We start from the raw sequence: 20,779 nt of genomic DNA, 5'->3' as shown, positions 1-20,779 counted from the left end.
CTGACGGTCGTCATGATCTTCTTCGCGATCTACTGCCTGCTGCCGCTGTACTGGCTCGTCGTCAACTCGACGAAGGACTACGGCAGCCTGCTGAGCTCCTCCGGGCTGTGGTTCGGCGACAGCTTCCAGCTGTTCGCGAACATCGGCGAGGTGCTGACCCGCAAGGACGGGATCTTCGTCCGCTGGTTCCTCAACACGATCATCTACGTGGTCGTCGGCGCGGGGGGCGCGACCCTGCTGGCCACCCTCGGCGGCTACGGGATGGCGAAGTTCAGCTTCCCGGGCAAGAAGTCCGTGTTCGCCGTCATCCTGGGCGCGATCGCGATTCCCGGCACGGCCCTCGCGGTCCCGACGTTCCTCATGTTCTCGTCGCTCGGTCTCACCAACACGATGCTGTCGGTGATCATCCCGGCGCTGGTCTCCCCGTTCGGGTTCTACCTCATGTGGATCTTCGCGCAGGAGTCCGTGCCCACCGAGGTGCTGGAGGCGGCCCGCGTCGACGGGTCGAGCGAGATCCGCACCTTCGCGACGATCAGCGTCCGGATGATGGCGCCGGGCATCGTGACGGTGCTGCTGTTCGCCGTCGTGGCCACGTGGAACAACTACTTCCTGCCGCTGATCATGCTGCGTTCGGAGAGCCTCTACCCGCTTCCGCTCGGCCTGCAGGCCTGGAACCTCGAGGCCACGGGCGTCCAGGCGTCGCCGATCTACCACCTCGTGATCACGGCGTCGCTGCTCACGATCATCCCGATCGTCGTCGCCTTCCTGTCCCTCCAGCGCTTCTGGCAGAACGGCCTCTCGGCCGGCTCCGTCAAGGCCTGACCCGACCAGACCGGCCGGGGCGAGCCCGGCCGGTCCCCAGGAGTCCACGTGCCGGCCTCGGCCCGTGGACGACCACGCCACCCCCACCCGGCGCGTCACGCGCCACCACAGTGAAGTGAAAGGAAAGGCCATGGCCAGCTCCACCCGCCGAGTCCTCACGGTGACCGCGTCCGCGGTCGCCCTCGGGCTCGTCCTCGCCGCCTGCTCCGGCGGCTCCTCCGACTCCGGCTCCGGCGACGGGACCGCAGGCGGCTCCGACGGCGGCAGCTCCGACGCGCTCGACGCCGCGCTCGAGCAGGGCGGCACGATCGAGTACTGGACCTGGACCCCGCAGGCCGAGGAGCAGGCCGCGGCGTTCATGAAGGCCTACCCGAACGTCACGGTCAACGTCACCAACACCGGCGGCGCCGCGGACCACAACCTCAAGCTGCAGAACGCCCTCACGGCCGGCTCGGGCATCCCCGACGTCGCGCAGCTGGAGTACCAGTCGGTCTCCCAGTTCCAGCTCCCGGGCTCGCTCACCGACCTCACCGAGTACGGCTTCGCCGACCTCGAGGACCTCTACACCCCCTCCACGTGGGGTGCGGTCACGCAGAACGGCGGCATCTGGGGCCTCCCGCAGGACTCCGGACCGATGGCGCTGTTCTACAACGAGGAGGTCTTCACGTCCCTCGGCATCGAGGTGCCCACCACGTGGGACGAGTACATCACGGCGGGCGAGGCGATCAAGGCCGCGAACCCCGACACGTGCATCGTCAACGACTCCGGCGACGCCGGCTTCACCACCTCGATGATCTGGCAGGCCGGTGGCCGCCCGTTCGCCGTCGACGGCGAGAACGTGACGATCAACCTCCAGGACGAGGGCTCGAAGCTCTGGGCCGACACCTGGAACAAGATCGTCCAGGGCGGCCTCAACTGCGAGATCCCCGGCTGGACCGACGAGTGGTTCGCCGCGCTGTCCGACGGCACGATCGCCACGCTGCCCACGGGCGCGTGGATGCCGGGCGTGTTCGAGAACAGCGCGCCCGACGGCGCCGGTAAGTGGCGCGTGGCGCCCATGCCGACCTACGACGGCACGCCCGCCAACGCCGAGAACGGCGGCTCCACGGAGGTCGTGCCGAAGGGCGCCCCCAACCCCGAGCTCGGCGCCGCCTTCCTGCGGTGGCTGAACTCCGACCCCGAGTCGATCTCCGTGTTCCTCAACAGCGGCGGCGGCTTCCCGGCGACCGTGGCCGAGCTCCAGTCCGACGAGTTCCTCGGCTTCACCTCCGACTACTTCGGCGGCCAGGAGATCAACAAGGTGCTCGTCGAGGGCATCGACAACGTCGGCACCGGCTGGCAGTACCTGCCCTGGCAGTCCTACGCCAACAGCATCGTGTCGGAGACGCTCGGCCAGTCCTACCTCAACCGCACCGACCTCAACGAGGGCCTCGTGGCGTGGCAGGACGCGAACGTGAAGTACGGCGAGGAGCAGGGCTTCACGGTCAGCACCGAGTGACCTCCCGCTGAACCCACCGCTCGCGCACGACGGCGAGGCTCACCCGAGCCTCGCCGTCGTGCGTTGCGCGGTGCGTGCGTCGGCAGGCGCCCACCGACAGCACTGCTCACCGGCAGCAGTGCTCACCCGACACCCAGGCTGCTCCCAGCCGGCGTCCCTACGGTGAGGCAGCATGACGCTCCACACCCGACAGGGGCACCTGCTCGACGTCAACCCGGTCGCCCGCCTCCTGCGCGCGAGCGCCCACGAGCTCGACATCGACGGCGACGGGGTGCCGGACGGGCCCGCCGACCCCGGCGCGGCGGACGCGACCGCGCGGATGCTGCTGGCCCACCTCGTGCTCGCCAGCGGCGAGCTGTGGGTGACCGAGCGCGACGGTGAGATCGTGGCCGCGTCGGTGTGGGTCCCCGGCGGCGACGACGCCGCGAGCGTGCGCGCGGGCGCGCTCGACCAGCTGCTGCGCCGCGAGCTCAAGGTCGACCGGGTGGTCGACGCCGTCGGTCCCGCGGTGCACCTGCGACCAGCGCTCGAGTCGGCGATGGCCGAGGTGGGCGACCTCATCCAGCTCTCGAGCGCCCGGCTGGTGCTGTTCGCCGTCGCGGTCGCGCCGCACGTCGAGCGTCACGACGTCGTGACGATGGCGAGGACGGTCGTGGAGCCGGTGCTCTCGCGCGACGAGCCGGTGCTCGCCGTCGCGATCGACGACGGCCGCGGCGCGCTCCTGCGCCAGAGCGGCTTCGCCACCGTGGGGCGGGTGCCGCTCGGCGAGGGCAACGAGGTGTGGCTCGGGGGGCGCCGTCCCGCGCTCGTCGCCTAGGAGGCGGCGAGCAGCGGCGCCAGCGCCGGCAGCGCGCGTGGGTCGGTCTGCACGACGAGGGTCGTGACGCAGGTGCGCTCCCAGCGGGCCACCTGCTCCGCGATGTCGGCGGGCGTCCCCACGAGCGCGATCTCGCGCACGAGCTCCTCGGGCACGGCGGCCGCGGCACGCTCGCGGTCCCCGGCCGCGTAGTGTGCCGACACCTCCGCCAGCGCCTCGGCGTACCCGAGGCGGGCCATCGCGTCGCGGTGGAAGTTGGCGCTCGCGGACCCCATCCCACCCGCGTAGAGCGCGACGTGCGGGCGCACGAGGTCGACGGCCTCGGCGATCGAGCCGGCGACGGCGAGCGGCACGCTCGCGCACACCTCGAACTCGGAGGCGGGCCGCAGGGTCGCCGACCGGGCGGCGAACCCCTCCTCGAGCAGGGCCCGCGCCTCGGCGTCGAGGGCGGGGGAGAGGAAGGCAGGCAGCCAGCCGTCCGCGATCTCCGCCGCGAGTGCGGTGTTGCGCGGCCCCTGCGCCGCGAGGTGGATCGGCAGGTCGGCGCGCAGCGGGTGCACGGTGGAACGCAGGGCTTTGCCCTGGCCGGTCGCGCCCGGGGCGTCCGCGGGCAGCGGCAGCGAGTACGCAGGTCCGGGCGCGGTGACGGGCGCCTCTCGGCGCAGCACGTCCCGCACGATCGCGACGAACTCGCGGGTGCGCGCGAGCGGCCGGGCGTACGGCTGGCCGTACCAGCCCTCGACGACCTGCGGACCCGAGGCGCCCAGGCCCAGCACGAACCGGCCGCCCGAGAGGTGGTCGAGAGTGAGCGCGGCCATCGCCGTCGCGGTCGGCGTGCGGGCGGAGAGCTGGGCGATGCCGGTGCCCAGGCGCACCCGGGAGGTGGTCGCGCCCCACCACGCGAGCGGCGTGAACGCGTCGGACCCGTACGCCTCCGCCGTCCAGACCGAGTCCATGCCGTGCGCGTCGGCCCACGCGACCGCCTCGGCAGCGCCGGCGGGCGGTCCCGCCTTCCAGTACCCCGTGTGCAGGCCGAGCCGCATCGCCCCTCCTCGTCAGGTCCGGGCAGGGGGAGCCCCGGCGCTCGTTCTCCCGGTCACGCTACCCGGCACGCCGAATCCGGCTGGTCCGCGCCGAGTTGTTCGTATAACATACGAATATGTTGTGGCGCCTCGACACGCGGAGCGAGCGCACCTACGCCGACCAGCTCGCGGCGCAGGTGCGCCGCGCAGTGTCCGACGGCGAGCTCTCCCCCGGCGATCGTCTCCCGTCCGCGCGCGCCCTCGCCGCGATGCTCGAGATCAACCTCCACACCGTGCTGCGCGCCTACCAGGAGCTGCGCGACGAGGGCGTGCTGGACCTGCGGCGGGGCCGCGGCGCCACCATCGCGCCGGGCGCCTCGACGTCGCGCGCCGGGCTCGAGGCACTCGCCCGCGACTTGGCGACCGAGGCCCTGCGCACCGGCGCCGAGCTGCAGGAGGCGATCGACGCCGTCGTGCGGGCGTGGCCGGAGCGCACGGCGGGCGCCGCGGGCGCTGAGCGCCCGGCGCCTCCACCGACTCGTCCGACCGACCTGACCGACCCCGCACGCCCGTCCGACCACCCTGCAGGAGGCACCCGATGACCCGCCCGGTCGACCCGGCCCGCACCCCCGGAACGAGTGCGCCCTCGCGCGGTGGCGCGAGCCGGTCCGCCGACGCGACCGGCGACGCGCACAGCCCGCGGCCCACGCCGTGGTGGCGCCGGGCGCTCGCAGCGCTCGTCGTGGCCGCGCCGCTCGTCCTGCTGCTCACGTGGGGCGAGGTCCTGCTGGACCGGCTGCCGCCGCTCACGCCGACGCACTTCGGCGCGAGCGGAGCGGCGGACGCGTGGTCGGACTCCGGCCGCTACTGGCTCACGATCACGCTCGTCGTGGCCGCGCTCGCGGTGGTGGGCGTCGCCGTGCTGCCGCTGCGCCAGGCGTTCGCGCGGGTGTGGACACTCGTCGCGCTCGCCTGGGCCGCCGCGTTCGTGGCCGGACTGTGGTTCGCCAGTGCCCTGGTCACGCTCGCGGCGAGCGCTCCGGGGGAGGAGTCGCTCTCGTGGCAGGCGTTCGCCGTCGTGCTCCTCGCGTGCGGGTGGGGCGCGCTCGCGTGGGGGGCGCACGGCCCGGCGCGGCGCACGCCCACCTCGTCGGGCGCCGTGGCGCCTGCGCCGCTCGCCGCGGGCGAACGCCTCGCGGCCTCGGCGACGACGAGCGCCCCGATGTTCTGGTGGCTGACCGCAGCGACGGCCGCGCTCGCCGTCGTCGCCGTGCTCGTGAGCACCGCCGGCGGTGCGTCCCCCGCGACGGCGGCGCTCGTGGGCGGCGTGCTGGTCGTCGCCGCCGTCGCCGGGGCCTGGCTCGCGCGGATCACCGCCACGGTCGACGCCCGGGGCCTGCGCGTCACCTCGTGGCTCGGCCTCCCGGTCAAGCGCATCCCGCTGAGCGATGTCGCGGCCGTGCGGAGCGAGGACCTCGAGCCGACGCAGTGGGGCGGCTGGGGCTTCCGCTGGCTGCCGGGCCGCACCGCGTACGTCGCGCGGCGCGGCCCGGCGCTCGTCGTCGTGCGCCGTGACGGGCGCGAGTTCGCCGTCACGCTGGACGACCCCGAGCCGCTGGCGAGTGTGCTCGCGGCACTCGCCGCGGCGGACGGACGGGAGCAGCCGACGCGCGCACGATGACGCGGCGTACGTCTGAGCGCGTCAGAGCACGTCGGCGCCTCGGCGCGCCTCGGCGCACGTCAGGACACGTCAGCGCACGTCAGCGCACGTGCGGCAGCAGCTCCGCGGCGACCAGCTCGAGGTGATCGAGGTCGGCCAGGTCGAGCACCTGGAGGTAGACGCGGTCGGTGCCCCACTCGCGCAGCTGACCGAGCCGGTCCAGCGCCTCGGGAACGGTGCCCGCGATGCCGTGCTCGCGCAGCTCGGCCGGCTCGCGGCCGATCGCCGCGGCCCGCCGGGCGAGCTCGGTCTCGTCGGCGCCGACGGCGAGCACGAGCGCCGCGGAGTACGTGAGGGACTCGGGGTCGCGCCCGGCGGCGTCGCACGCGTCGCGGACGGTGGCGAACCGAGTCGGGATGTCGGCGATCTCGGGGAAGCTCGTGTTGTACTCGGCGCCGAACCGCGCGGCCAGCGCCGGCGTGCGGGACGGCCCGTTCCCGCCGATCACGACGGGCAGCGGCGCCTGCACGGGCTTGGGCAGGGCGGGGGAGTCGACGAGGGTGTAGTGCTCGCCGTCGTAGGAGAAGGTCTCACCGTCCGGGGTGGACCACAGGCCGGTGATCACCTCGAGCTGCTCGGTCAGCAGGCCGAACCGACGCGGGGGGAACGGGATCCCGTAGGCGGCGTGCTCCCGCTCGAACCAGCCCGCGCCGAGGCCGAGCTCGACCCGGCCGCCGGACATCGCGTCGACCTGGGCCACCTGGATCGCGAGCACGCCGGGGTGACGGAAGGTTGCCGACGTGACGAGAGTGCCGAGCCGGATCGTGGACGTCTCGCGCGCGATCCCGCCGAGGGTCACCCACGAGTCGGTGGGGCCGGGCAGGCCGTCGCCGCCCATGGCGACGAAGTGGTCGGACCGGAAGAAGGCGTCGAAGCCGAGGCGTTCCGCGGCCTGGGCCACGCGGAGCTGGTCGTCGTAGGAGGCGCCCTGCTGGGGCTCGATGAAGATGCGCAGGTCCATGGGAACCAGCCTGCCACGTGCCGCCGATGTGCAGCCGGACAGGCAAGAGCCCGCGGGCTGCCGGTGGTCGTGGACCGACCGGCCGTCGCGCTGGACGAGGCGCGACTCCCGCGGGCTCCGGTGATCGCCTGGTTCTCGCTCGCCGGGTCGGCGGTCGAGGACGAACCGTCCTGTGCGGTCCCCGACTAGCGGGCGACCACCTCACGCGTCCGAAGGTTCTTCATTGGCTCGGACCACCTCCTCTCCGTGTGGTGACACGGTAGGCACGGGGGAACCTTCGCGTCACCCCCTTTTTCGTCACCAACTCGCCACACCACCGGGGGCGCTGCGGCCCGCCGCACGGGGGGTCGTAGGGAAGAATTGCGGGCAGGGGGACGCGGGGCACAGGGCGCCGGCGCCCGGCACGAGCAGGAAGTACCACGCATGCGTCGTTCTCGCTGGGTCGCGGCCCTCGCCGTGCCGCTGCTGCTCGCCGCGTGCACCGCGCCGGGCGGCTCCGACTCCGACGCGCAGGCCGGCGCGAGTCTCGCGCCCACCGACCCTCCCGTGACGGCGGACCCCACCGCGGCCGGACTCGTCGCGGTGGGCGTGGACGGCTCCAGCGACGGCACGCTCGACACCGCGGCTCTCACGTCGTTCCCCCTGCTCGCCGCGAGCGCGCAGCGGTGCGACGGCGTGCCCGTCCCGCCCGACGCCGACCCGGCCTCCGTCGACGCGGCGCAGGGTGACGCGGCATCCGTCTCGATCGAGGTCGTCGCGGCCGACCGACAGGTGCTCGGCGTGCGGTGCGAGTCGACGGCCGGGGCCCGCACCGTGTACACGGACGCGGCGTCCGGGCGGGTGTGGCAGGGCGGCGAGCTGGTCTCGGACGCGGGACACGCGATCGTCTCGCCCGCGTTCGCCGAGGCCACCGGCGACGCCGCCGCGGACCCGTTCGCGGACGTCCGCTTCGACACCGAAGGAGATCTCGTGCTGGTGCACTCCGACGGCACCGCGTGGCGCCTCCAGGCGGACGAGACCGATGCGTTGCTCACGGACGCGGGTCGGGTGGTGCGGGGCTCCGTGCGCTCCGGCGGGGCGTTCGTCGGAGCGATCGCGACCACCGCCCAGGTGGTCCCGGCGCCGGCGAGCGCGCCCCTGCCGGCCCCACCCGTGCCGCCCGCGCCGGTCACGCCACCCGCCGCCGGCGTGGACTGCGCCGTCGCGAAGTGCCTCGCGCTGACGTTCGACGACGGACCCGGCCCGGACACGCCTCGGCTGCTGCAGGTCCTCGCGGACAAGGACGTGAAGGCGACCTTCTTCATGGTCGGGTCGAACGTCTCCCGGTACCCCTCGACGGTGAAGGCCATCGCGGACGCCGGCCACGAGCTGGCGAACCACACGTGGAACCACCCCAACCTCACGACGCTCTCGGCGGGCGACATGGCCTCCGAGATCCAGCGCACGTCGCAGGCGATCGTCGACGCGGCGGGGCAGGCGCCGGACGCCCTTCGCCCGCCCTACGGCGCGGTGGACGACGCGGTGCTCGCGGAGGCGGGCCGCGACGGCATGGCGGTCGTCCTGTGGAACGTCGACAGCGAGGACTGGAAGTCCAAGAACGCTCAGGCCACGCACGACCGCGTGATCACGACCGCCAAGCAGAACGGCATCGTGCTCATGCACGACATCCACTCGTGGACGATCGACGCGGTGCCCTCGATCATCGACGACCTGCGCGCCCAGGGCTACACGTTCGTCACCGTGGAGCAGCTGCTCGGCGGGTCGATGCAGCCGGGCACCAAGCACTTCTCAGGGGGCTGACGCGTGACGTTCTCGCTGATGACGGTCTGCACGGGCAACATCTGCCGCTCCCCGATGGCCGAGGTCGTGCTGCGCGACGCCCTCGAGCGCGCCGGCCTCGCCGATGTCGTGTCGGTCCGCTCGACGGCCGTGACGATCGAGGAGATCGGCAACCCGATCGACCGCCGCGCGCAGCGGGTGCTCGCCGACGCCGGGTACGCCGTGCCACGCCGCCGGGCGGTGCGGGTGCAGCGCTCCGACGTCGAGGCGACCGACCTCGCGCTCGCCATGACGGCGCAGCACGCGCGGGCGCTCCGCGCGCTCGGGTTCCCGGCCGCCAAGGTCGCGCTCTTCCGCGCCTTCGAGGACGGCGTGCCGGGCGGCGACCCGTCCGACCAGGACGCGCCCGACACCCCGGACCCCTGGTACGGCGGGCCCGAGGACTTCCAGGAGTGCCTCGCCACGATCGAGGCGTGCGCGCCCGGGATCGTCGACTACGTGCGCGAGCGCGTGGTCTGAGCCCGGCGCGGGCCCGGGGCCGCCCCGGGCGTCGCCGCACGACGTCGGGTCCGGCAGCGCCGGTCAGCCCACGACGCGCAGGCCCACCGCCGTCGCCAGCGCCGGCGCGAGCGACATGAGCTGGGCGGAGTCCACGACGGCGCCCGCGAGCCACCGCGGTCCGACCACCTCCTCGATGTCGCAGCCGCGCAGGTCGACGTCGACGAGCCGCGCATGCTGCAGGTCGAGCCGGCCGACGCGGGAGCCCGGCAGCGCCACGCGCTCGGCCGAGGCCTCGACGAGGTCGAGCTCGTCGACGATGCAGTCGCGCAGCTCCACGTCCGCGAGGCGGGCCGCCCGCAGGTTGAGGTAGCGCAGCCGCACCCCGACGAAGCGGACCCGGCGCAGCTCGCCGTCGTGCAGGTCGGCGGAGCCGAACCGACCGCCGAGGACCTCGGCGTCGCGCCAGTCCGAGGCGGGCGCGTCGAGCACCGTGACGTCCGGCTCGGTCAGGCGCGTCTCGCGCAGCCGTGCACCCCGTGCGGCGACCCGGGCCGCGCGCAGACCGCTGAGCTCGCTCGAGAAGATCTCCGCGTGCGAGGCGTCCAGCGCGTCGTCCGGGTCCAGGGCGGCATCCAGCGCGATCCGGACGCCCTCGAGCTCGGCGTGCGGGTGCAGCCCGGCCGGGTCCACCACGGTGAGGTCGGGCAGCAGCACGGGCTCGACCGCCGGGGGTCGCACGGCAGCGGGACGTCTCGGGGTGACCACAGCGCAACGGTAGCGGCGGCGGTCCGACGCTCGTCCACAGGCCGGCGGGCGCACGTCGCCCCCCGCGCCTACGGTGGGCGACATGACCGCACAGACCACCGACGGCACGATCCCGCCTGTGACCGACGTCGCCGGAGACCTCGAGTCCGCCGCCGGCGAGCCCGTCGCCGGCGAGCCCCTCGCCGACGCCGCGCCTCCCGCAGGGAGGCGGTGCTTCGGCGACGGCGACCCGGTCTACGAGCGGTACCACGACACCGAGTGGGGCGTGCGTCCCGAGCCGACGGTGGACGAGCGCGAGCTGCTTGAGCGCCTCGCTCTCGAGGGCTTCCAGTCCGGACTCGCGTGGATCATCGTGCTGCGCAAGCGCGAAGCATTCCGGGCGGCGTTCGCGGACTTCGCGCCGGACGTCGTCGCCGGCTTCGGACCCGACGACGTCGAGCGTCTCCTCGCCGACCCGGGCATCGTCCGCAACCGCCGGAAGATCGAGGCGACGATCCGCAACGCGCAGGCACTCGTGGCGCTGCGCGCCGAGGGCGGGCGGCTGTGGGACGTCCTCGAGCGGTACCGCCCGGAGCCGCGCGCCACCCCGCCCGCGTCCTACGCCGAGGTGCCGACCGACACGCCCGAGTCGATCACACTCGCGAAGGAGCTCAAGCGGCTCGGGTTCACCTTCGTCGGGCCGGTCACGACCTACGCGACGATGCAGGCGGTCGGCCTCGTGGACGACCACCTCGCCACCTGCCCCGTGCGGGCGGCGTAGTCAGCCGGGTGAGACGGGTCGGCCGGGCCACGGTTCACGCGGCGGCCACGTGACCCGGATACCCTCCGGAGTCATGACCCCGGACCGGTTCCCGACCGCCGCTGACCACCCCGACCGCGAGGTCCTCACCTGGGCGGACTTCGGCCACGCCGTGCGCGCCCTCGCCCGCACGATCGCGGCCACCGGCTGGGAGCCCGACCTCGTGGTCGCGGTCGCACGCGGCGGGCTCGTGCCGGCGGGCGCCCTGGCCTACGCGCTGGACCGCAAGGCGATGGGCACCCTCAACGTCGAGTTCTACAGCGGGGTGGGCGAGACGCTCGCCGACCCCGTGGTGCTGCCGCCCGCGCTGGACACGTCCGAGCTGCGCGGCCAGCGCGTGCTCGTCGTCGACGACGTCGCCGACTCCGGCCGCACGCTGCAGCTCGTGCTCGAGATGATCGGTGCGCACGGCGCCGACGTGCGCAGTGCGGTGCTCTACACCAAGCCGCGCTCGGTGGTGCGCCCGACGTACTCCTGGCGCGAGACCGACGCCTGGATCATGTTCCCGTGGTCCTCGCTCCCGCCGGTCACGGGCAGGGGCGCGCCCGACGCCTGACCGGTCGCGTCAGAACTCCCGCGAGGACAGCACGCAGAACTCGTTCCCCTCCGGGTCGGCGAGCACCGTCCACGAGACGTCCGGCGACTGGCCGACGTCGACGCGGGTCGCGCCGAGCGACTCCAGGCGGGCGATCTCCGCGTCGCGGTCGTCGCTCGTGTGCGGCGCGAGGTCGAGGTGCAGCCGGTTCTTCGTGGTCTTCTCGTGCTCCACGAGCACGAACACGAGGCCGGGCGGCTCGCGGTGGAAGGGCAGCTGCTCGCTGAGCTCGCGCGCCCAGCGCGGCACGATCACCACCTCGTCGTCGGCCTCGTACACCGTCTCCCAGTCCAGCGCCCGCGCCCACCAGTCCGCCAGGTGGCGGGGCTGGGTCGTCTCCACAACCACCGAGTACCACCGCAGTGCCATGACGCGCTCCTTCGTCCGGGCGGCGCCGAGAGCACCGCGTGCGCCGAGGGTAGGTCCACGCACCGACATGCGAGCCGGCGCGGTCCGCCGCAGGGACCGTCCGGGGCAGAATGAACCCTCGTGTCCACCGAACCGACGCCGCAGCCGGGCCTCGGCCTGCCCGTGGGCGCGCGCGTCGGCATCGTGTGCCTCCACACCGACCCCTACGCCGAGCCCGGCAGCGGCGACGTCGGCGGCATGAACGTCGTCGTGCGGCACGTGTGCACCGCGATGGCGGCGCTCGGGGTCGCGGTCGAGGTCGTCACGCGGCACGCCGACCCGCGCGTCCCGGCCCACGAGAAGGTGGACGGCGTCACGGTCCACCGGCTCGCCGTCGGACCGCTCGGCCCGGTCCCCAAGGGCGACCACGAGGCGTTCATGGCCGACTTCGGCGCCGCGCTCGCCGACCTCGGGCCCTACGACCTCCTGCACTCCCACCACTGGTTCTCCGGCATCGCCGCGCTGCCGGTCGCGCGCGCGTGGGGCGTGCCGCACGTGCAGTCCTTCCACAGCATCGCGGCACCGGCGCACACCGAGCTGGCCGAGGGTGAGCGCCCCGAGTCCCCGGGCCGCCTGGCCGGCGAGGCCGAGCTCGCCCGGCTCAGCGACGCGATCGTGGCGGTGAGCCACGCGGAGGCGCGCACCGCCGTCGAGCGCCTCGGCGCCGACCCCGCGCGGATCCGCGTGGTCCACCCCGGCGTCGACACCGAGCGCTTCCACCCCCTCGCCGCCGCGGCGCACGACGGCGAGCCCCCCTCGGGCGAGGATCCTCGCCCCTCGCTCGTCGTCGCCGCGCGGCTGGAACCGCTCAAGGGTGTCGACCTCGCGATCCGGGCGCTCGCCGCGCTGCCGCAGCCGCGCCCGGTGCTGCGGGTGGCCGGCGGTGCGACGTCGGACTCCGCGTTCGTCGCCTCGTTGGCCGACCTCGCCCGCGACCTCGGCGTCGAGCGCGACGTGGACCTCATGGGCCCCCTCGGGCGCACCCAGCTAGCCGACCTCATGCGCCGCGCCACCCTCGTCCTGGTGCCCTCGCACTCGGAGACCTACGGGCTCGTCGCGCTCGAGGCGTCGGCGAGCGGCGTCCCCGTGGTGGCGGGTGAGGCCGGCGGGCTTGTCGAGGCCGTGCTCGACGGCGTCACGGGCGTCCTCGTGCCGACCCGCGACCCGCAGGACTGGGCCGGGGCGATCGGCGGGCTGCTCGGGGACCCGGCGCAGCGCGCCCGGCTCGGCGCGGCCGGCCGGACCGTGGCGCTGCGGCGCACCTGGGCGACCGTGGCCGGTGCGACCGGCCGCGTGTACGCCGACGTGCTGCACGCGCACGAGCCCGCGTCGTAGCCGCCTGGCGGCGCTGGTGCCAGCGATCTGTGCCGCCCTGGAGCTGGTGCCAGCGATGTGTGCCGCCCCTGAAGCTGGTGCCAGCGATCTGTGCCGGTTGCGGGCGCTGAACCGGAACGGATCGCTGGGTTCGTGGTGGAGCAACTCCTGGTGCCAGCGATGTGTGCCGGTTGTTGGCGCTGGTCCGGAACAGATCGCTGGGTTCGTGGTGGAGCAACTGTGGCCCACAGGGATATGTGGCCGTAGATCACCTGTGCTCTGTGTCCGGGCACCTTCGCTCAGTGCCCGATGAGGAGGGCCTCGCGGGCCGCTTCGACGACCTCCGGTGTCACCGTCGGGAGGTGGTTGATCTGGCGGATGCGTTCAATCTGAGTGAGGAGTCGGTCGACGAGGCGGAAGTTGCCGCCGGTGACGCGGGCGACCGTGGTGATGGCGGCGGCCTGAGCCAAGTCGTCTTCGTCCGGGTGCTTATCTGATTGCCAGCGGCGGGTGAGGACGGCGGTGAGCTCGTCGGGCCCAGTGATCGGTACTCGTGGGCGAAGCCGATCCTGCTGTAGAGCTGGGGGTAACGGGCCAGGCGCTTCTCGATCCCGGGCATGCCGATCAGGATGACGCCGAGGCGGTGTCGGTCGTAGTAGTCGCGGACTTGCTCCAGCCCGACGGTTCTAAGCCGGTCGGCTTCGTCGATGATGAGCAGCTCGGTGAGCGCAGAGCCCGCTGAGGCCGGGTGCACGAAGGGGTCGACCTTGCCGTACTGGTGGTAGTCGACGGCGTAGGAGATCTCCTGGCACGCGCGGGGCAAGGCCCGGTCGACTTCGCGGGTGCTCGCGTTGACCGTGGGCGTCCAGAACGCGGTCCGCGCCTGCAGGACGCGTTCGGGCACGGCACCGGGATCGGTGCCGCTGGTGAGGGTGTGCTGCCAACGCGCCCAGTGATCCGTGCCGGCGTAGTGGCGAGCAGACAGGGTCTTGCCAACCCCGGGCGGCCCCCAGCACAGCCCGACGTGGCGGTGGCGTCGCACGGTGTCGGCGAACTCTGCGAACCGCCGGTGCTCCTTCGTGACCAAGAAGGAGACCTGCTCCTCACGCGGCGCCGGCGGGACAAGCTCACCCAGTCCTCTGGTCAGGAAGCGCCGGCCGTCGTCGTTCTTGCCGAGGATGCTCCGGTCGGGGGCAGGTTCAGTCGTTGGCATAGGTCCGCAGCCTGTGACGAGGGACGGGCGGCTCGGCCGGCGGACGCTGCCCGTCCACGCCCGGCAAGCCCGCGGGCTGCACCACGGCGTAGTGGTGATCCGCGGGCAAGGCGTCGGCCAGACTCCGACGCTCGCGCAGCTCCTTCTTCAGCGCCCGCCGTCTGGCGACGCGAGCGTCCTGCAGCTGCTCCAGCGTGACTGCTTCGCGGGCGAGCTCAGGTGCGATCGCCCGGCACAGGTACTTATCGCAGTAGTAGACGTGGACCTCGGCTGCGTCGCGGGGGTCGTAGCGGATGGTGACGCTCTCTCCGACGTAGGCGGCGAGCACCGGGCTGATGTACCGGGTGCCGGAGAAGCGGATCCCGTCACGTTGGACGATGCGGCTGGTAGCCGCCGTGAGCAGGAGCGTGTCGAGGTCCTCCGGGTGGGCTGGGCTGCGAGGGATCCAACCGTCGGCGAGCCAGCGGACCACGGGCGGCTGCCGGGTCTCGGAGTGCGGCCGGCTGTGATACTCCTCGACGACGAAGCGCTCGACTGCGCTGTCGAGCTCGGCGAGGGTGAGCTGCGGCGGTGTGGTGGGTTGCCCGCCGGTGCCGTGCGGGATGTACCCCGGCAGGTGCGGCAGCAGCTCGGTGGTGATGGTCCTGAAGAGGCGCTCGATCTTGCCGCGGCCTTGCGGGACCCCGATCCGGGAGTGGATCAGGCTGACGTGGGTGTCGAGGCAGACCCGCTCGAGCCGGCTGCTGGTGAAGTCGCTGCCGTGGTCGCTGTAGAGCACGTCGGGTAGGCCTTGGACCGGCCAGGCAGGGTTGCCCTTCGCGATGACGGCCTGGTGCAGCGCGAGGGCCGTCCGCTCGGCGCTCGGCGCGCCGAGGAAGAGCGTGTAGCCGGCGACGGCACGCGAGTAGTCGTCCAGCACTACCGTCAGCCACGGTCGTGCCGGGCGTCGGTGGGCATCGAGGATCTGCACGTCGAGCAGCGTGTGGTCGGCCTGCCACTGTTCGTTCGGGCGGGCCGCCGAGCGCCGGTAGACCAGCTCGAACCGATCCCGATAGGCGGTGTCGCCACCCGTCGCAAGGGTGCGCAGACCTGGGTCGATGCTGGTGACGATGTCGCGCACCGTGGAGTAGCTCGGCGGAGCCAGCCCGCGGTCGCGCGCCATGTCAGCGATCCGGCGGTGCACGAACGCGGTCGTCGGGGCGGGCCGGCGTAGAGCCAACGCCTCGACGGCCGCGATGAGGTCGTCGGGCAGCCGGCGCTGGCCGGCGTCGCTGCGCCGTCGACGTTCCAGTGAATCGACGGTCCCGTCGGCCCGGTAGGTCGTTGCCCACCGGCGCAGCGTGCGCTCCGGGATGCCAGCGTGCTCAGCCAGGCGGGTCAGCGGCACTCCGTCCTGGAGGTGCTGGCACAGCAGCAAGGCCTTCTGCTGGGCCGTCAACCGAGCCGAGACCATCGCTGTCTCCTTGCTACCTCGCGGACTCCGCTGCCGCCTGCTCGGTCGCCGGCGCAGCGGTGAGGTGCTCGACGGCCCGAGGCGGCAGGTGGCGGTACAGGCTGGTGCGGGCGATCCCCGTCTTGGCGACGATCTCCGCGATGGAGTGGCCGGCCTCACGCAGGTGGGCGGCGTAGGCGAGCTTGTCAGCGTCGACCAGGACGGGTCGGCCAATCCGCCGGCCCTTGGCTGTGGCAACAGCTCGAGCGTGGGCGGCGCGCTCGACGGTGTAGGTCCGTTCCATCTGCGCGAACAGGGCCAGCAGGACGACCGCGAGCTGTCCCATCGGGTCGCTGGGGTTCGCGGAGTCGACCTTGATCGGGTCCGCGAGGTTGCGGACCCCGACGCCGCGGTCGGTGAGGTCGTGGATCAGGTTGAGGGTGTCGCGCACCGTGCGCCCCAGGCGGTCCAGGGTGTGCACGACGATGACGTCGCCCTCACGGGCGTACGCCAACACCGCCCGGAGGCCCGGCCGGTCGGTGGTCGCGCCGGACTTCTTGTCCAAAAAGATCTTGTCCCGTGCGACGCCGGCCGCCACGAGCGCCTCGACCTGCCGGTCAAGGTCCTGCTTCGCCGTCGAGACGCGTGCGTAGCCCAACTCCACCGGCCCAACGTACCGAAGGTCGTCTCTGTACGGAACCAACGGGACGCGATTTCGGGACCTACTTCTGGCACGGCGCGTCAGCCGTGCCGCCTTGGCTCGAACAAGTCTTGGACCGCTCGTCCCACTTCCAAGGAAGTGGGACAGGCTCAACTCTGTCTGACGCGTTGACCCAGCCTGGCCCTGTGTCTTCTGGTGCGGGAGTGGGAGCATCGCGTGATGAGCCAGGACTCGAGGGAGTGCTCGTGCTGCGGGCGCAGCAAGCCGCGCCGCGCTCTTCATGCGTTGGACGGCGGGGCGTCGTACATCTGTCGGCCTTGCGGCCTATGGGTGGCCCTGAGGCTGAAGGGCGACACTGTCGGCGCGGGCTCGCACGAGCCGTGACGCGCCGGCTCGGGTGCCTATGCGCAGCAGCTCGTGGGCAGCGCTGAGCGGAACAAGCCGGCGGCGATGCGCAGGGCTTCGCTCATCGTTAGGTAGGGGGCCCAAGTGTCGGCGAGGTCGTCCACGGTGAGGCCGAACTTGATCGCGTAGGTCGCTGCGAGCATCAGTTCGCCTGCGCCGTCCAGGGCAGCGTGCACCCCGAGGATCTTGCGGCTCTCGGCGTCGATGACGAGCTTGAGGACACCGCGGGTGTCCTGGTTGACCAGGGCGCGCGGGATGTCTTGCGCTCCTAGGACGCGGCATTCGCAGGCGTGCCCAGCGGCGAGAGCTTGGTCCTCCGTCAGTCCCGCGCTGGCGATCTGGGGCGTGGTGAAGGTGACGCCGGGCAGCCCTCGATAGTCCACTGCTGAGGGCTGGCCGAGCGCGCCGGCTGCGGCGACGTGTCCTGTCTGGGCTGCGACGTAGACGTACTGCGGGACGCCGGACACGTCCCCGGCCGCGAAGACCCGTGGGTTGGTGGTCCGCTGGTTCTCGTCGACGACGACGAAGCCGCGCCTGTCAGTAGCAACACCTGCTGCATTGAGAGCCAGGTCGGACGTGTCGGCGAAGCGCCCGGTCGCCACGAGCAACCGCTGGCCCGTCAGCCGCCTCTCGCTCCCGGTCCGGACCTCAACGCCGTCGTGAGTCGCCCGCACCTCCGTCGCGCGCTCCTGCACCACGGTGATGCCCTCGTCCTGAAACACGCCGAGCAACACGTCTGCAACCTCCGGCTCCGCGTGGGGCGCGAAGCGTCCGACGATGGTGACGGCGACACCGAGGTGCGCCCACAGCTGGGCCTGCTCGAGCCCGACATACCCGGCGCCGAGCACCACCATGGATGCGGGTAGGTCCTGCTGCTCCATCGCGGTGGTGGAGGTCAGGTACGCCACGTCACCCAACCCCGGGAGGTCCGGGATGTGTGGTGCCACGCCGGTGGCCACGACGTACCCGTGCCGTGCTCGCAGGGCCTGGCCGTCGACCTGCAGTGTCTCTTGGTCGATGAAGCGTGCGTGGCCCTGCAGGATCGGGAAGCCGTGGGCGTCGGCGACGTCGGCGTACTTCGCTTGGCGCAGGCGGTCGATCAAGGCCTGCTTCTGCTCCATCAGGGCGCCCAAGGCGACCGGGCCCGCGCTGGTGGAGATGCCTTCAAAGGGGTGCGTGGCCGCACGGTGGCGCTGCCCGGCGGCGGCGAGGAGGATCTTGCTGGGCACGCAACCGATGTTCAGGCAGGTCCCGCCTAGCGGCCCGTGCTCGACGAGCAAGACGCTGTTGCCGCGGGACCGTGCCTCGATGCCCGCGGCCATCGCAGCGCCGCCGGTCCCGATGACGATCAGGTCGTACTCGTCCATGGCATTCTCCTCGCGCGCGCGGACAGGTCATCGGACGGTAGACGTTCCAGTGCGGGGGAAGGTCAAGGTCTACGGTTGACCATGCGCATCGGAGAGCTGGCCGCCACGGCCGGCGTGACGACCAAGACGATCCGCTACTACGAGAGCGCCGGCGTGCTGCCAGCGCCGGCTCGCCAAGCGTCGGGCTACCGGGAGTACGACCACCGGGCGGTCGACCGGCTGGCGTTCGTGAAGGCCGCGCAGGCGGCCGGGCTGACCCTGGCGGAGATCGTCGACGTCGTCTCTGCCCGCGAAAGCGCCGGCGCACCGTGCGCACACGTCGCGGCAGTGCTCGAACAGCACGCCCACGATCTTGAGCGGCGGATCGCCGAGCTCACGACTCTGTTAACCCAGGTGCGCCAGCTCAGCGCGCGGGCAAAGACTCTGCACCCTGACCAGTGCACCCCCGCCCAGGTCTGTCACCTCATCCCCACCGCCTGAAGCATCCGCCGTACCTGCGCGCGAACGCCGCAGCGCAGTCAGCCGCAAGGTGCACACATGATCACGGCGCCGCCGATGGCTGCCTCTGGGCCGTAGCCCCCCGTCGATGTCATGGGCCCAGCTCAACCGCCACATTGCGGCGACAGATTCCCGCCACCCAGCGCTGAAAGCCACAGTCGTTCCTCCCGATCAGCAGCGGTAGTGTCCGGTGAGCGTTCCCCTTACGGGCATGCGATCTGGGCTGACGCCTGTGACCGAGTGTTCAGTGCGCGCTGTATAGTTCAGTCCATGCTGACTATTGCTTCGCGTCTCGACGTGATGAACCGCCTGGGTCGTGCACTGGCCGACCCCACTCGATCCCGGATCATCTTGACCCTGCTCGACCATCCCGCTTACCCGGCGGAACTGGCCCGAGATCTGGACCTGACACGCCCGAACGTGTCCAACCACCTGGCATGCCTGCGCGATTGCGGGATCGTCGTCTCCGAGCCCGAGGGTCGTCGGACACGATATGAGATCGCCGATTCGCACCTGGCGCAGGCGCTGACGGCACTGGTCGATGCCACCCTGGCAGTGGACGAAGACGCCCCGTGCATCGATCCCGCCTGCTCGCTTCCCGGATGCGACGCAGCTGGGGAGGGCGCATGATCCTCACCTCGGTCTTGCAGGCGATGGGCCTGTTCGCAGCGACCAACATCGACGACATCATCGTGCTCTCCCTCTTCTTCGCGCGAGGGGCAGGCCAGCGCGGCACTACCGCCCGCATTCTGGCCGGCCAGTACCTCGGATTCGCCGGCATCCTCGGTGCCGCGGTCCTGGTGACCATCGGTGCCGGAGCATTCCTGCCCTCGGCAGCCATCCCGTACTTCGGTCTCATCCCTCTGGGCCTCGGCCTCTGGGCCGCATGGCAGGCCTGGCGCGGAGACGATGACGACGATGACGACGAGGCCAAGGTTGCCGGCAAGAAGGTCGGCGTGTGGACCGTCGCAGGCGTCACCCTTGCCAACGGCGGCGACAACATCGGCGTCTACACCCCTGTCTTCCTCAGCGTGGAACCTCTCGCAGTAGTCGCCTACTGCATCGTCTTCCTCGCGCTCGTCGCGGTCCTGGTGGCCCTGGCAAAGTTCGTCGCCACCCGCCCCCCGATCGCCGAAGTGCTCGAACGCTGGGAGCACATCCTCTTCCCCATCGTTCTCATCGGCCTCGGCATCGTGATCCTCGTCAGCGGCGGAGCCTTCGGACTCTGACGTAGCGGCAGCGATCCAAACGGCCCCGACCGGGCGCACCCCTCTCGGTTCAGACCGCGACACCTACCTGCAGCCAGTCCTGCGTGATCGCGGCAACAAGACCGCCACGGAGCGCTGCAAAAACCCCGCCACCAAGCGAACGAAGCCACAGGAGCAACTCCTGGTGCCAGCGATGTGTGCCGGTTGCGGGCGCTGGTCCGGAACAGATCGCTGGGTTCGCGGTCCCGCAGCCACCGCGACGGCAGGCGGCCCCCCGCACTCCGCGCTCGAGCTCCCGGCGAGTCCGGGCGGACAATGGAGACATGAGCCCCTTCCGGCGCACGCCCCCGCCCCCGGTGACGGAGCGCGGATCCGGTGTGCTCGCCGTCGAGCACGCGCAGGACGTGGCGATCGAGGAGGATCCCTGGGGCGTGTTGACCCCGCGCGTGGTGCGCGAGGGGATCGAGGCGATCCCCGCCGTCGGGCGCTACGCCGCGGCCGACGCCGCGATCGCCGCGGGTGCGGTGCTCGGCGGGCGGTGGTGCACCGTCGCGCTGCTGGGCCACTGGGCCGGGGGCGCGCCGCTCGCGAGCCAGTGGCGCGCGGTGCGCACCCTGGCCGAGGGCGACGGGTTCGTGGTGCTGCTGGGTGAGGACGCGACGCTCACCGTCACCGGGATCGCCGCCGCCGGTGTCGGCATCGTGCGGCGGCACGGCTCGGTCGTCCTCGAGGTGCCCACGGCGCGCTCGGCGGTGCTCACCGTCGGCGGCGAGGTCGCCCCCGGCTCGTTCGAGGTGCACGACGGCGAGCCTCGCGACCTGCGCACGGGTCATCCGGCGCGGTGGCGCGGTGGGCCGACCGTCGCGGGCGGCGGCGTGCGCGGCCTCGCCGAGCGGCGGATCGCGGCGCACGCCGGTCGGGGGACCGGGCCCGCGGTCCAGCTCGTCGCGGTCGTGTGACGTGCCCGGCGCTCGGGGAACAGATCCATTCAGTT

General features: G+C 72.6%; 22 protein-coding genes. 14 read left to right on the top strand and 8 right to left on the bottom strand.

Going from position 1 to position 20,779, the window contains the following annotated elements:
• Window positions 1–12: 12 nt before the first annotated feature.
• The 3 genes from AC3AQ1_RS08470 (at window position 13) to AC3AQ1_RS08460 (ending at window position 3,137) form a co-directional block, all read left to right on the top strand.
• A complete protein-coding gene (locus AC3AQ1_RS08470) occupies window positions 13–822 on the top strand; it encodes a carbohydrate ABC transporter permease (RefSeq protein WP_108720092.1) in 810 nt (269 codons plus the stop codon).
• 130 nt (window positions 823–952) lie between these two features.
• Complete coding sequence (locus AC3AQ1_RS08465; protein ID WP_108718626.1) at window positions 953–2,320, top strand: ABC transporter substrate-binding protein; 1,368 nt, start codon at window positions 953–955, stop codon at window positions 2,318–2,320.
• A gap of 172 nt (window positions 2,321–2,492) precedes the next feature.
• Window positions 2,493–3,137: a hypothetical protein gene (locus AC3AQ1_RS08460; protein ID WP_108718625.1), complete on the top strand. Its 645-nt coding sequence runs from the start codon at window positions 2,493–2,495 to the stop codon at window positions 3,135–3,137.
• Here AC3AQ1_RS08460 and AC3AQ1_RS08455 read toward each other — a convergent pair.
• Window positions 3,134–4,180, bottom strand: coding sequence for an LLM class F420-dependent oxidoreductase (locus tag AC3AQ1_RS08455; protein ID WP_108718624.1), 1,047 nt, complete (start codon window positions 4,178–4,180; stop codon window positions 3,134–3,136). The two genes, AC3AQ1_RS08460 and AC3AQ1_RS08455, sit on opposite strands and share 4 nt — an antisense overlap.
• A gap of 116 nt (window positions 4,181–4,296) precedes the next feature.
• Between AC3AQ1_RS08455 and AC3AQ1_RS08450 the strand changes: the two genes are divergently transcribed.
• On the top strand, window positions 4,297–4,761 hold the full coding sequence (locus tag AC3AQ1_RS08450) for a GntR family transcriptional regulator (protein ID WP_108718623.1): 465 nt from the start codon (window positions 4,297–4,299) through the stop codon (window positions 4,759–4,761).
• A complete protein-coding gene (locus tag AC3AQ1_RS08445) occupies window positions 4,758–5,840 on the top strand; it encodes a hypothetical protein (RefSeq protein WP_108718622.1) in 1,083 nt (360 codons plus the stop codon). Before AC3AQ1_RS08450 ends, AC3AQ1_RS08445 begins: the two co-directional genes overlap by 4 nt.
• A gap of 79 nt (window positions 5,841–5,919) precedes the next feature.
• Here AC3AQ1_RS08445 and AC3AQ1_RS08440 read toward each other — a convergent pair whose 3' ends face one another.
• On the bottom strand, window positions 5,920–6,840 hold the full coding sequence (locus AC3AQ1_RS08440) for an LLM class F420-dependent oxidoreductase (protein ID WP_108718621.1): 921 nt from the start codon (window positions 6,838–6,840) through the stop codon (window positions 5,920–5,922).
• A 423-nt stretch (window positions 6,841–7,263) separates the two neighbouring features.
• Between AC3AQ1_RS08440 and AC3AQ1_RS08435 the strand changes: the two genes are divergently transcribed.
• Both AC3AQ1_RS08435 and AC3AQ1_RS08430 read left to right on the top strand, forming a co-directional pair.
• Window positions 7,264–8,640: a polysaccharide deacetylase family protein gene (locus AC3AQ1_RS08435; RefSeq protein WP_108718620.1), complete on the top strand. Its 1,377-nt coding sequence runs from the start codon at window positions 7,264–7,266 to the stop codon at window positions 8,638–8,640.
• A gap of 3 nt (window positions 8,641–8,643) precedes the next feature.
• A complete protein-coding gene (locus AC3AQ1_RS08430; protein WP_234417430.1) occupies window positions 8,644–9,138 on the top strand; it encodes a low molecular weight protein-tyrosine-phosphatase in 495 nt (164 codons plus the stop codon).
• 63 nt (window positions 9,139–9,201) lie between these two features.
• Here the strand turns inward: AC3AQ1_RS08430 and AC3AQ1_RS08425 are convergent, their stop codons facing one another.
• Entirely contained in the window at window positions 9,202–9,885 is a 684-nt protein-coding gene (locus AC3AQ1_RS08425) for a pentapeptide repeat-containing protein (RefSeq protein ID WP_159096456.1), read from the bottom strand.
• Window positions 9,886–9,967: 82 nt separating this feature from the next.
• On the opposite strand from AC3AQ1_RS08425, the gene AC3AQ1_RS08420 reads away from it, so the two are divergent.
• Window positions 9,968–10,645 (top strand): DNA-3-methyladenine glycosylase I, encoded by a 678-nt coding sequence (locus AC3AQ1_RS08420; protein WP_108718617.1) that lies wholly within the window; start codon window positions 9,968–9,970, stop codon window positions 10,643–10,645.
• Window positions 10,646–10,718: 73 nt separating this feature from the next.
• Complete coding sequence (locus AC3AQ1_RS08415; protein ID WP_108718616.1) at window positions 10,719–11,240, top strand: phosphoribosyltransferase; 522 nt, start codon at window positions 10,719–10,721, stop codon at window positions 11,238–11,240.
• A gap of 9 nt (window positions 11,241–11,249) precedes the next feature.
• Here AC3AQ1_RS08415 and AC3AQ1_RS08410 read toward each other — a convergent pair whose 3' ends face one another.
• Window positions 11,250–11,648 (bottom strand): VOC family protein, encoded by a 399-nt coding sequence (locus AC3AQ1_RS08410; RefSeq protein WP_108718615.1) that lies wholly within the window; start codon window positions 11,646–11,648, stop codon window positions 11,250–11,252.
• 120 nt (window positions 11,649–11,768) lie between these two features.
• Here AC3AQ1_RS08410 and AC3AQ1_RS08405 point away from each other — a divergent pair, with 120 nt between their 5' ends.
• Window positions 11,769–13,022: a glycosyltransferase gene (locus tag AC3AQ1_RS08405; protein WP_234417429.1), complete on the top strand. Its 1,254-nt coding sequence runs from the start codon at window positions 11,769–11,771 to the stop codon at window positions 13,020–13,022.
• Window positions 13,023–13,350: 328 nt separating this feature from the next.
• On the opposite strand, the gene AC3AQ1_RS08400 is transcribed toward AC3AQ1_RS08405, so the two are convergent.
• The 4 genes from AC3AQ1_RS08400 to merA all read right to left on the bottom strand — a co-directional run bounded on the left by AC3AQ1_RS08400 (window position 13,351) and on the right by merA (window position 18,079).
• Window positions 13,351–14,214 carry an AAA family ATPase gene (locus tag AC3AQ1_RS08400; RefSeq protein WP_234417428.1) on the bottom strand — a complete coding sequence of 288 codons (864 nt, stop codon included), beginning with the start codon at window positions 14,212–14,214 and terminating at the stop codon, window positions 13,351–13,353.
• On the bottom strand, window positions 14,201–15,667 hold the full coding sequence (locus tag AC3AQ1_RS08395) for a Mu transposase C-terminal domain-containing protein (RefSeq protein ID WP_108718614.1): 1,467 nt from the start codon (window positions 15,665–15,667) through the stop codon (window positions 14,201–14,203). Before AC3AQ1_RS08395 ends, AC3AQ1_RS08400 begins: the two co-directional genes overlap by 14 nt.
• A gap of 13 nt (window positions 15,668–15,680) precedes the next feature.
• Window positions 15,681–16,310, bottom strand: a complete 630-nt coding sequence (locus AC3AQ1_RS08390; RefSeq protein WP_108718613.1) for a recombinase family protein — start codon at window positions 16,308–16,310, stop codon at window positions 15,681–15,683.
• A 398-nt stretch (window positions 16,311–16,708) separates the two neighbouring features.
• Window positions 16,709–18,079 carry a mercury(II) reductase gene (gene merA, locus AC3AQ1_RS08385; RefSeq protein ID WP_108718612.1) on the bottom strand — a complete coding sequence of 457 codons (1,371 nt, stop codon included), beginning with the start codon at window positions 18,077–18,079 and terminating at the stop codon, window positions 16,709–16,711.
• Window positions 18,080–18,160: 81 nt separating this feature from the next.
• Here merA and AC3AQ1_RS08380 point away from each other — a divergent pair, with 81 nt between their 5' ends.
• The 4 genes from AC3AQ1_RS08380 (at window position 18,161) to AC3AQ1_RS08365 (ending at window position 20,744) form a co-directional block, all read left to right on the top strand.
• Window positions 18,161–18,559 carry a heavy metal-responsive transcriptional regulator gene (locus tag AC3AQ1_RS08380; RefSeq protein WP_013884816.1) on the top strand — a complete coding sequence of 133 codons (399 nt, stop codon included), beginning with the start codon at window positions 18,161–18,163 and terminating at the stop codon, window positions 18,557–18,559.
• Window positions 18,560–18,847: 288 nt separating this feature from the next.
• Entirely contained in the window at window positions 18,848–19,207 is a 360-nt protein-coding gene (gene cmtR / locus AC3AQ1_RS08375; protein WP_006590980.1) for a Cd(II)/Pb(II)-sensing metalloregulatory transcriptional regulator CmtR, read from the top strand.
• Window positions 19,204–19,806: a cadmium resistance transporter gene (locus AC3AQ1_RS08370; RefSeq protein ID WP_016997609.1), complete on the top strand. Its 603-nt coding sequence runs from the start codon at window positions 19,204–19,206 to the stop codon at window positions 19,804–19,806. The genes cmtR and AC3AQ1_RS08370 overlap by 4 nt, the downstream gene beginning before the upstream one ends.
• A gap of 302 nt (window positions 19,807–20,108) precedes the next feature.
• On the top strand, window positions 20,109–20,744 hold the full coding sequence (locus AC3AQ1_RS08365; RefSeq protein WP_139987020.1) for a hypothetical protein: 636 nt from the start codon (window positions 20,109–20,111) through the stop codon (window positions 20,742–20,744).
• Window positions 20,745–20,779 lie beyond the last annotated feature (35 nt).

Source organism: Miniimonas sp. S16 (genome assembly GCF_057748195.1).
This window is presented reverse-complemented; position numbering and strand designations above follow the sequence as displayed.